The sequence below is a fragment of the Helicobacter canadensis MIT 98-5491 genome (assembly GCF_000162575.1).
GTDB lineage: Bacteria > Campylobacterota > Campylobacteria > Campylobacterales > Helicobacteraceae > Helicobacter_D > Helicobacter_D canadensis.
Genome location: NZ_CM000776.2, coordinates 430,639 through 441,910, shown reverse-complemented (window position 1 = coordinate 441,910; position 11,272 = coordinate 430,639). Strand labels below are relative to the sequence as shown.

The following is an 11,272-nucleotide window of genomic DNA, read 5'->3' as shown; positions in this document are numbered from 1 at the left end:
TTAGTTTGCGTTATAAACTTCTGCTTCTACTCTTCTGTTTTTTTGTCTGCCTTCTCGTGTTTTATTTGAAGCGATTGGTTTTTCCTCACCATAACCTTTTGCTTCCAATCTTTCTGAAGAAATACCTTGTTTAACAATCTCATTTTTTACCGATTGAGCTCTTTTTTCAGAAAGCTTTTGGTTATAAGCCGCACTACCTGTGCTATCTGTGTGCCCATTAATTACAGCAGTTTTATCAGGGTTTTGATCCATATATTTTGCAAAATCTTGAATCTCTGGATAATATACAGGATCTACCACTGCAGAATCTGTTGGAAATTCAACATTAAAAGTATGGATATGAGATAAAGCAGGAGCTTGTGTCTCTTCTATAACGACTTCTTCTTCCACAACCACAACTTGTTCTGGCGCAAAAGTGCCAAATGGAATGCTAAAGCCAAGCATTGCAATCACATCACTTCTACCATCAAAACTCACCAAATGTCTTAATTCTGTTTTAAGGTGTAAATATTCAAAAGCTTCCCAACGCAATCCCACACCATATTGACCAAATGGTGCACTATCCAAGCTTTGGCTATTATTAGAAACATCTTCATAACCTACACCACCTAAGATATAGGGAGATACACTTTGCCAAACTTCAAATTCTTTAACAACATTCATATAATAGCGATTAAAAGAAGTTTTGGCATCAGGAATACTTTGTTTAGCGTGTGTAATCCAATCATAACCCAACTCTAAAAGCACTTCTGGAGCTACTCTAGCACCTGCTTTTAATCCATAAGATAAATCAATGTCATCTGCCATTCTCTTATTATTCACATGCCAACTTCCACCAATTTGAGGTGTAATCTCAAATTGATTGTTCGCTGCAAAAAGCATACCCGATAAAACTAATGACAACGAGAGAAACTTTTTCATATTCCTTCCTTTATGTATGAAAATAACATTTTTCTATTACTAGAATTCATGTTCCTTATATTATAACTAAATCTAACTAAATTTAATAATCTAAAATTAAAGATTTATTAAAATTTCTTTTTATTCACATCTTCAAGAATATTTTTAGCAATCTCATCAACACTTCGAGTAATCTCATTAGTTGCATTTGCTACGCCAACATTATCTTGAGTTGCACTTTCTAATTGCGCAATTGCCTCATTAATTTGCCCAATTCCTTCTGTTTGCTCTTTAATTGATTCGCTCATTTCATTAACGCTTTGAACAAGAACATTAACATTTGCTTCGATCTCACCTAATGATTTTGCTGTTCTCTCAGCCAACTTTCTTACTTCATCAGCAACAACTGCAAATCCTCTTCCGTGTTCTCCTGCTCTTGCTGCCTCAATTGCCGCATTCAAAGCAAGGAGATTGGTTTGATCTGCTATATCTTTGATTACACCAACTATTTCTTTAATATCTTCTGCCTGTCTTGTAGCTTCCATAGTCTTATCGCTAACATTTTGCATTGAAGCACTAATCTCTTCAACTGCAGCAGCAGATTGCTCCAAAGAACTTGCTTGATTTTGAGAACCATCAGTAAGTTTTTGCATTGATTCTTTAAGCTCCAAAGAACGCGCTGCCAATTCTTTAGCAAATTTAGCACTTGTATGCAACATAGTCTTGATTTCTTCACCTAAAGTATTAGTAACAACTTCAACGCGTCCATTTGCATTTTTAACTTCTGTAGTGAAGTCCAATCTCACATAAGAATCAAAAACTCTTGCAATTTCATTAGTATCACTTCCGATTTTTCCTTGTAAAACTTCAAGCATTTTATTTAATACTTCTTTTAGCTCTACTAATTGAGGATTAATAGGATTTTTAGAAATTCTTGCAGTAAGGTTTCCAGCTTCAATTTCTTTAGCAGTTTCTACTGCTTCTTTAATCGCTTCTTCATCAACCAACAAAGAAGATCGAGTTCTTTCAATATTACTATTAATGATTTGTCCCATAGAACCTAATTCATCATTGGCGTGAATTTTAATTGTTTGTATGTCTTTACTTTCGTGATTAATATATTTAAAGACTTTATCCAATGTATCCAAAATAACAGTAAGTCTCTTAGAAACATTTTTACGAATATAAAAATACACAAAAGACATTACAATAATCAAGAAAACAACTGAAGTCCCAGCAATAATGTATTCTAAAGTGTATAAAGAAGCAAGCACTGAAGATTTAGGCGCAGTTACCAAAAGTCTCCAATTAATAGCCCCACCCACAGAAGAAAATGGCATCACACTTGCATAGCTTGGTGCTTTATCTGTAGCAACATAATCATACACTCCCGCTTTGCCTTCTACCATAGCTCTAACCCCTTCTGCTGCTTTAGGATCCTTATTAATATCTTGCATTTTCTTAAAAATTAAACTTTCATTTTCATGAACAAGGATAGTTCCATCCTCATTAAGCAACCCAATAATACTACCATCAAAAAGTTTATTAGAAGGATCTAATAACACTTCTGCTAACACTTCTGCGAGACTTTCAAAGTTAAAGATAAATCCAACTGCTCCAATCACAGAATGATTCTCATCATAAAGTGTCATTGCCATACCAATACCTACAAATTCCTTTCCACCTAATGAAAATTTACGCGGTATACCAAAAAACACTTTGCCATCATCTGCACTAGAAGCAGCTAGAGCCATTTTTACTGAATTTAATTGCAAATCACTACCCACACGCAAACTTGTGATACCCCCAGCAAATCTCACATCTTTGTCTTGCCAAAGTGCCATATAATTGCCATCATCCATTTTTGTAAATCTACCATTAGCATTGAAGCCTAATGGATTTTTCAAATATACAAAAGCATAATCTGTATAACTACCAGAATCAAGCACATTTACTATTGTTTCTTCAATTTGATTCATTGAGATATTTTGTCGTGGGGTTGAAGTAAAAATACTTTCTATACTATTAGTAGCTGCATTATTCAACGCAATCATTTCATTTACTGAAGCTTCAACGGTGTTAGCATATCCTTTTGAAGCTTCCATAATAATAGCTTCAGCACTCTTACTCATACTATCGCTCACTCGAGTAGCAATAATAATAGAAAGAATCGCCAAACCAATAACCATAATAATGCCTATAGAGGCAACCAATTTAGTTCCTATGCTTAAATTTTTAAATGGATTCATAATCTACCCTCATCTAAATTTTAATAAAAACAAAGTACGGATTCTATCAAAAAATAACTTAATTAAAATTAATAATTTCAAATAAATATTTAAAATTATTTTAACTTCTTAATTAGAGCTTAAACAGCTCATTAAAGCTAAAAATTAAAAAAATAAAAAATGCTTATCATCAAACCCGCAGAATACAACCAAATTTAAAAACAATAATAATTACAAATTATCTCAAATAAAATAATTTGTAATTTCCAAAAAATGCCCCCTAATATTCTAAAGTTTAATTATTTTTTATCCTTCTTTTTCTTTTTCTTTTTTTGTAAGCCCTCTTCTTGTTCTTTAGAAAACATTCGCACACTAGAATAATATGAAACAATTCCGGGATCGGCTAATAAACACACATTTTCTGCATCTTTATCCTCATAATCAATCTTAGAGAGTAAGATTCTAGCAAGATTGATTCTTGCGCGTTTTTTGTCATTAGAATCCACAATCAACCAAGGTGCAAAAGGTGTGTGTGTGCGTGAAAACATCTTCTCAAAGGCTTCTGTGTATTCATCCCACAAATTAAGAGACAATTCATCAATAGGGCTTAATTTCCAACGCTTCAAAGGTTCATCTTTTCTAGCCTCAATTCTTTTTTTCTGCTCTTCTTGCCCAACATCTAAAAAGAATTTAAACAAAATATAACCACTCTCAATCAACATTTGCTCCAAATGGGAAACTTGAATAATGAATTCTTTATATTGCTCATTACTACAAAAATTCATTACACGCTCCACTCCAGCTCGGTTATACCAACTGCGATCAAAAAATACAATTTCTCCACCATTTGGAAGTTCATCAATATAACGCTGAAAATACCATTGTGTCTTTTCCACATCACTTGGCTTTTGCAATGCTACCACTCTTGCACCGCGTGGATTTAAATGCTCTCTTAAAGCCTTAATCGTGCCACCTTTCCCTGCAGCATCACGACCTTCTAATATCACAATAACCTTTTTTTGATATTTTTTTACCCAATTTTGCAATTTAATGAGTTCTATTTGAAGTTTTTTAATCTCTTCTTCATAAAAGGCTTTATTTAATTTACCTTTTTTATTATAAACCTCACCTGGTCTTTCATCTTCAGGACGCACAACCAAAGTTTTACTCATTTGCCTAACCTCCAAACTTAAGTTATAAAATAGTTAAAATATTCTACCATTAAAGAATTAAATTATACATAAGGAAAATTATTTTGAATACTTTATTTTGCATTGGAAAAAATTATTCTTTTAAACCACTTCAAGATTATTCTATTCGCTATGCTCAAAGCCTTTTTGAAGAGATTCATTGCACTTGGTTTTTAGATTCTACAAATAATATAGATCTTTTTAAAAATCTAAACCACGCCATAGAAATTTCACAGAATCTTTTAATACTTACTAATGATTCTATTTTAAATGAAATTTTAAATGATTTTAAAAAGCATTCTTTACCAATGCCCACTCTAGAAAAAAATCACTACACACTTACCTTTAAAAATTGCAATATCACATTACAAAATTCCCCACAAATCCCACAATCTACAGACACAAACAACACCTTTTTATACCTTTTAGGATTTGATTGCCAAAGTGCTTTAACACTTCTAAATCCCTTAGCTAAGGCTCATCAAATCCAATTACAAACTCTCCAAAACACTTGCGGAATAGAAATTTTACAAGCTAAAGCCCTTTCACACAAAACACTAAGCACCTTTTTAAAAGAAATGTCTCAAATTTTTCAAAATAAAATCTTTTCAAGCTCCAATTTAGCTCAAAGCATTATCCAACTTCTTGCAAATTCCAAACAAAAAATCACAACCGCAGAAAGCTGCACAGGGGGCTTAGTAGCTTATTATCTCACTAAAGAATCAGGAGCAAGTGAAGTCTTTGATGGCGGAATCATTAGCTATGCCAATGCCATTAAAGAATCGTGGCTAAAAGTCTCTAATAGCAATCTTATTGCTTATGGTGCAGTGAGTGAAGCGGTGGTGCGTGAAATGCTAGATGGTGCTTTAAGTTTAAGTGGTGCAGATTTTGCTATCGCCACAAGTGGTGTTGCAGGACCAAATGGGGGTAATGCAAGCAAGCCTGTTGGGACAATTTTTATCGGAGTAAAATCCAAAAATGGAGAAGAAATAATTAATAGAGTCCTATTTTCTGGGGATAGAAACTATATTCAAGAGCAATCTTGTCTCTATGCTTACTTAATATTTTTAAAACTCTTTTTCAAAACTATTGACTTTTAAAAATTTTGTAGCTATAATTTCATTTCCTTTTTGTTTGACCCGCTAGCTCAGTTGGTAGAGCAATTCCCTTTTAAGGAATGGGCCGTTGGTTCGAATCCAACGCGGGTCACCACTAAATAAAAGTGGCTCCTTCATCTAGCGGTTAGGATACCACCCTTTCACGGTGGCTACAGGGGTTCGAGTCCCCTAGGAGTCACCACTTTTATTTCTATGATTTTTATTATTAAAATGGTCGCTTAGCTCAGTTGGTAGAGCGCCACCCTTACAAGGTGGATGTCACAAGTTCGAGTCTTGTAGCGACCACCACTTTCAGCTTTGGAGCGGTAGTTCAGTTGGTTAGAATACCTGCCTGTCACGCAGGGGGTCGCGGGTTCGAGCCCCGTCCGCTCCGCCATCACATTCATAAATCTAAAATCTTACTAAATTCTCAATTAACAATCCATAAAATAAAATCATTATCAATTCAACTTTTTCACAAACTCTGCCAAAAGCATTCTAAGTTTATCAATCTCAAATTTTATTTTATAAATTTTAAAATCATATTTGCTATAATGCCAAAAATTAAGGATTAAAATCACTTAATCTTAAGGAGTCCTATGTCAAAAACTAAATTTTATTCTTTATTTTCTGCCCTATATTTGTTATTCATTGCACTAAGTATTGGCTTGATTCTTGCTAGTGCTTTTAGTGCTTCTGTAGTTTTCCGTGGAGCGAGTTTAGCAGAGGGATTGGAAATTACTTTATTTCAATCTGGGATTTTAATGACACAAATCTTTGTAAAGGTGAATTTTTTACTCAATATCTTGGCTTTGCTTATTCTTATTTATGAATTAATCGCCCTACAAACTACCCGCCAAAAATTTACACCCCTACTTGGCTTTATCAACGCAATTTTAATACTTTTATTTACACTTTACTACACGCCTTATATTATAGAAGCTCAAACAATAGGGGAAACCGCCATTGAAACCTTAGAATTTAACCAAATGCATCAACAATCTGAATTAGTTTTCAAAACTCTACTTGTTACGCTAATCTTATTATTTTTTGCTCGATTCTTTGGAATCCTTAATAGCGTTTGCAAAGGTAAATAAACTCACAAAAATTGCAAGGTGCTCTTTCCTTGCAAAGCTCAAAAGAAAACTCTTTTTTAAATTCCTTAAGTTCCTCTAGTTTTTCTAAGAGTTTTTGTTTTTTTTCTTGTAAAATTTCCTCTTTTTTGATGCTTGCCTCATAAATATCATAAAACCCCGCTTCAACTTCGCTATAAGATTCTTGGAGTGCCAAAGCGTATAAAACAAGCTGAAAATCTTTTGAAGTATCAATACTTCTTTGTGTGCTAACTTTAAGATTCTTTTTGTATTTATAATCCAAAACTAAAACACTCTCTCCTTTTTTGTCGATTCTATCAATCCTTCCTCTAAAAGGAATCTCACAAACTTGCAGTGAAAATTCTTTTTCAAATTCAATTGGAATCCAACCATCCTCCAAATGCTTTCTTTCAGCATAGAAAAATTTCTGTAAATACCTCTTGGCAATCTCTAACTCAAAATATTCTCTTTTGTTCTCATAAACTTGTAAATTTTCATAAGCTTCTTGTTGCAACTTTTCAAAATCCCTATGAATTGCAAAATTCACATACGCTTTTTGTAAAGCTTTATGGATTTGAGTTCCTACATTAAAATCCATTTGCTCTTTATAGCCTAAAACATAGCGATAATAATACTTCCTTTTGCAAGTCAATAAACACTCTAGCTTTGTTGCACTCATCACCCCAAAATCCAAAGGTGCAATAATTTCTTTTTCTTTATAGCTTAGTAATTCTCCATTTAAAAAATACTCACCATATTTCCTAGAAGCTTTAGCAAATGAAGCATTTTTAAAAATCTTTTCTTCTAGCAAAAAGCGTGAGGGCTCTTCTTCTTCATTGCTCACAAACATCACACAAGCCTCTTTAGAATGTGCAAAAAGCTTGGCATAATAATATTTTTGCAAATTTTCTCTATCTTTTCTTGTAGGCAACCCAACTTTTTGGCGAATAATTGAATTAAGAAAAATATCTTTTTGGCTTACTTTTGGAACATTATTTTGATTAAATTCTGGCAAAATCACATAAGAAAAGGCAATTCCTCTTGTTTCTAAGATTCCTATAACACTAATACGACCCCCACCAATATCATCAATTGTTTCTTTCTTTAGCATCATAAAAAATGCATAAATCTTATCTCTAGTCTGCAAAGAATCCAAAAACTTCAATCCAAATGAAAAATACTCCAATCTCTGCAAAATAATCTTCTTAACTTCTTTGTCTTCCCAAGTATTTTCTTGCATTTCTTCAATAAATTGCCAAAATTCCTCAAAACTCTGTGCGGATTCTGCTAAGCTTTGAAGCCGTTTAAAAAAGCTTGTTTCTTGCAACTTTTTACCCATTGCAAAGTTAAAATTTCTTGCTTTATCAAAGAGTTGCAAATACTTAGCAAATTCTTCATTAGGCAAAATAATGCAAATTTCCTCTGGAGAAATCCCACTCTCAAGCCATAAATCAATTTGAGTAAATATCCCACCTACTTCAGAAATCTTACTATCAAACTCTAAAAGCTTAAGATTGTTAGGAATTTCTATTTTAGATTCAAAACTTAAAATCTCTAGCCTTTTATTCTCTAGTTTTAATGTGAATTTGCCATTCTCCAAAGATAATCCAAAAAGTTTTTGATAATACTCAATATTAAAAGGATTAATAAAAATTTTTAACAAAATCGGTTTTTGAAGAGAAATCTCTTGGAAAATACGCATTTCAAAATGGCTCAAAAACCCTTCTAAATACACTTCAATACTCTCATAAATCCCTAAAATCTCAAAGGTAATCTTATAATCTTCCAAGAAATATTGATCAAAGAAATGATTCTCTGCAAGCTTTTTACTATAAAGTTCAAAGATTCTTTTTAAAACCCGCAAATAATCATCATAAAATGCGTAAATATCGAGCTTTTCTAGCATTTCTAATCGCACACATCCAGCACATAATTCTTCATAAAACTTAAAAAAGAAATCCGAATTATTTAAAAATTGAGAGAAATTCTTGGCAAATTCACCAAATTCTTTAGAGTTTGATTCTTGAATAGATTGATAAAGGTAGATATGACGCAAAAATGAAGGGATCTTACTTTTGCCCTCCACTCTTAAAACAAATTCTAAAAACTCGCCAATGCTCTGTGCATCCGGCAAAAATGAAGCTAAATAATCCCTTTCAAAAAAGGCTTTGATTGCGCGTGTGTTTGAAAATAAATAGAGTTTTGCCACTTTTAAAGATTTTCTTTAGCAATTTTTACAATATTCTCTACACTAAATCCAAAATGCTCAAACAAAATCTCGCCCTTGCCACTTGCCCCAAAACCTTGCATTCCAATAACTATATCTGCCAAGGCATACCACTCTAAACCACGACTTGCTTCAATAGCAATCACTTTACCTTTTAATAAAGAATCACGATAAGTTTTCTCTTGCTGCATTAATAAATCATAACTTGGCACACTCACAACTTGCGTAGCTAAGCCTTGTGATTCTAACTCTTTAGCACTTCTTAAAGCAAGCTCCACTTCACTACCTGTTGCTAATAATGTGATTTGAGGCTCTTTGCTTGATTCTTGCTTCACATAAGCACCTTTTTTTACCTGTTCTTTTGTAACTTTTCCAAAAATAGGGAGATTTTGGCGACTAAGCACAAAAGCACAAGGTCCCTCAATCTCCAAAGCAACCTGCCAACAGGCAATATTTTCATTCGCATCACTTGGGCGAAAAACACTTAAATTTGGCATCGCCCTAAAATGGCTAATTTGCTCAATAGGCTGATGAGTTGCACCATCTTCTCCCACACCAATACTATCGTGCGTCCAAACATAAAACACTTTGCTTTTCATTAGCGAAGCCACACGAACACTAGGAGAAAGATAATCGCTAAAAACAAAGAAAGTAGCACAAAAAGGCAAAAATAGACCATAATTAGCAAACGCATTGCTAATAGCCCCCATAGCGTGTTCGCGGATTCCAAAATGGAAATTTCTTCCCTTTGGGAAATCTCCCATTCCTTTTAATTCTGTGTTATTAGAGGGTGCTAAATCCGCACTTCCGCCAATAAACCCAGGCAAGGCTTTGGCGATAGCGTTGAGAATTTCTCCATTGCTTGCACGCGTTGCTACACTTTTGGTTTCATCAAAGTTAGGATACTCTATCTTAGAAAAATCCGGATTTAACATTGCTTCTAGTAAAGATTTTTTATCACTTTTTACTAAAATCTTCTCCCACTCTTTATTGGCTAATTCACCCAATTCTTGTGTATTTTTAAATCGGATTCTTGCACTATCAGGGACAAAAAACTTCAACTTAGAATCAAAGCCTAAAGCCTTTTTGGATTCTTCAATCTCACTCTCTCCAAGTGGAGAACCATGAGATTTATGAGAACCACTTAAATGAATAGAACCTTTTGCAATTGTGGTTTTAGCAATAATTAAAACAGGTTTGTTAGAAACTTTAGCCTTACTAAGTGCCAAATCAATTTGCATAAAATTATGCCCATCAATCTCCAAAACTTCCCAACCTTGTGCTTCAAAACGCATTTTAATATTCTCACTAAAGGCAACTCCACAATCACCTTCAATTGTAATATTATTTGAATCATAAATCACAATAAGATTATCCAAACTATGATGCCCAGCAAGAGAGCAAGATTCATAAGAAATCCCTTCTTCTAAATCTCCATCTCCACATAAACAATAAACCTTATGAGAAATTAAATCACCAAGCATATTTTGAGCAAGTTTTCCCGCCATAGCAAACCCTACTGCATTAGCAATACCTTGACCTAAAGGGCCTGTGGTAATTTCAATACCAGGAGTATGCTTGTATTCTGGATGCCCTGGAGTTTTAGAACCAAAGCTCCTAAAAGCTTTCAAATCTTCCAAGCTTACATCAAAACCCCATAAATGCAATAAACTATACACAAGCGCACTTGCATGACCACCACTAAAGACTAACCTATCACGATTTATCCATTGTGGATTCTTAGGATTAAGATGCAGATGATACCCTAAAACTACCGCAATATCGGCTAATCCCATTGGAGCACCAGGATGTCCGCTATTGGCTATTTGCACCATATCAGCACACAAAAATCGTAAAGAATCAGCCATTAATTGATATTCTTTGATTTCATTTTGATCTAACATTTTTACCCCTTATGTTTCTAATAATTGAATACTTGCTTTACAAATTTTACAATTAAATAAAGCTTTTTCTTTTTGAATTTTATTGTGCAACGCCAAAGGCACAAGGTGAATTTTTCCTTTACATTGGCAAGTATATTTGAATTTGCTTTCTTCATATTCTACTTCACTTGTTTCTTTTTTAGGCATTGAAGGATTGATTTGGCAAACACTGCGACGGAATTTTTCAATTTGCATATCTTCTCGAATAATATGCTCTAAAAGCCATTTTTTAGCAATCACAGCCAATTTCTCTTTTAAATCATCCACATTGCGAATCTGCATAACCGAATTTGTCATATCGCGTATAATTTCACGATGCCTTTCTCTATGCTGCTCCAAACGAGGATAATGAATAGATTCCATATAAATTTCTTCATCCCTAAAATGTTCTTGTGTGTAATTTAATAATTCTTTTAAAATAATGACAATTTCCTCTTTGGTCGCTTTTTTATTGACTAAAGCATACGCTCTCCCTGCAATATCAAAAAGCTGTTTGTGCTGCTCATCAATGGCATCATTATGGACACTCAACTCTTTGCTCCAAGATGGTAGCATTAACCCTCCTCTTTTCCCCTAATTCATTTTGACTACTT

The 11,272-nt window shown here is 33.6% G+C and carries 8 protein-coding genes and 4 tRNA genes; 6 read left to right on the top strand and 6 right to left on the bottom strand.

Annotated elements, in window-relative coordinates:
• The 3 genes from HCAN_RS02270 to ppk2 form a co-directional block, all read right to left on the bottom strand.
• A complete protein-coding gene (locus HCAN_RS02270) occupies positions 1-921 on the bottom strand; it encodes an OmpA family protein (RefSeq protein WP_006655115.1) in 921 nt (306 codons plus the stop codon).
• Between the two features lie 107 nt (positions 922-1,028).
• Positions 1,029-3,149, bottom strand: coding sequence for a methyl-accepting chemotaxis protein (locus HCAN_RS02265; RefSeq protein WP_006655114.1), 2,121 nt, complete (start codon positions 3,147-3,149; stop codon positions 1,029-1,031).
• A gap of 278 nt (positions 3,150-3,427) precedes the next feature.
• Positions 3,428-4,300: a polyphosphate kinase 2 gene (gene ppk2 / locus HCAN_RS02260; RefSeq protein ID WP_006655113.1), complete on the bottom strand. Its 873-nt coding sequence runs from the start codon at positions 4,298-4,300 to the stop codon at positions 3,428-3,430.
• An 83-nt stretch (positions 4,301-4,383) separates the two neighbouring features.
• On the opposite strand from ppk2, the gene HCAN_RS02255 reads away from it, so the two are divergent.
• The 6 genes from HCAN_RS02255 (at position 4,384) to HCAN_RS02230 (ending at position 6,512) form a co-directional block, all read left to right on the top strand.
• Positions 4,384-5,418, top strand: a complete 1,035-nt coding sequence (locus HCAN_RS02255; RefSeq protein WP_006655112.1) for a CinA family protein — start codon at positions 4,384-4,386, stop codon at positions 5,416-5,418.
• 36 nt (positions 5,419-5,454) lie between these two features.
• Positions 5,455-5,530 (top strand) — tRNA-Lys (locus tag HCAN_RS02250).
• A 12-nt stretch (positions 5,531-5,542) separates the two neighbouring features.
• Positions 5,543-5,617: transfer RNA gene (locus HCAN_RS02245), tRNA-Glu, on the top strand.
• A gap of 31 nt (positions 5,618-5,648) precedes the next feature.
• A tRNA-Val gene (locus HCAN_RS02240) sits at positions 5,649-5,724 on the top strand.
• Between the two features lie 11 nt (positions 5,725-5,735).
• Positions 5,736-5,812: transfer RNA gene (locus tag HCAN_RS02235), tRNA-Asp, on the top strand.
• Positions 5,813-6,014: 202 nt separating this feature from the next.
• Positions 6,015-6,512, top strand: a complete 498-nt coding sequence (locus HCAN_RS02230) for a DUF4149 domain-containing protein (RefSeq protein WP_006655110.1) — start codon at positions 6,015-6,017, stop codon at positions 6,510-6,512.
• On the opposite strand, the gene HCAN_RS02225 is transcribed toward HCAN_RS02230, so the two are convergent.
• From HCAN_RS02225 to HCAN_RS02215, 3 genes are read right to left on the bottom strand one after another with little or no spacing between them, the layout of a single operon-like run.
• Positions 6,487-8,718 carry a PD-(D/E)XK nuclease family protein gene (locus HCAN_RS02225; protein WP_006655109.1) on the bottom strand — a complete coding sequence of 744 codons (2,232 nt, stop codon included), beginning with the start codon at positions 8,716-8,718 and terminating at the stop codon, positions 6,487-6,489. The genes HCAN_RS02230 and HCAN_RS02225 overlap by 26 nt on opposite strands.
• A gap of 2 nt (positions 8,719-8,720) precedes the next feature.
• A complete protein-coding gene (gene tkt / locus HCAN_RS02220) occupies positions 8,721-10,640 on the bottom strand; it encodes a transketolase (protein WP_006655108.1) in 1,920 nt (639 codons plus the stop codon).
• Between the two features lie 9 nt (positions 10,641-10,649).
• Positions 10,650-11,234 (bottom strand): bacteriohemerythrin, encoded by a 585-nt coding sequence (locus HCAN_RS02215; protein ID WP_006655107.1) that lies wholly within the window; start codon positions 11,232-11,234, stop codon positions 10,650-10,652.
• Positions 11,235-11,272: the final 38 nt, after the last annotated feature.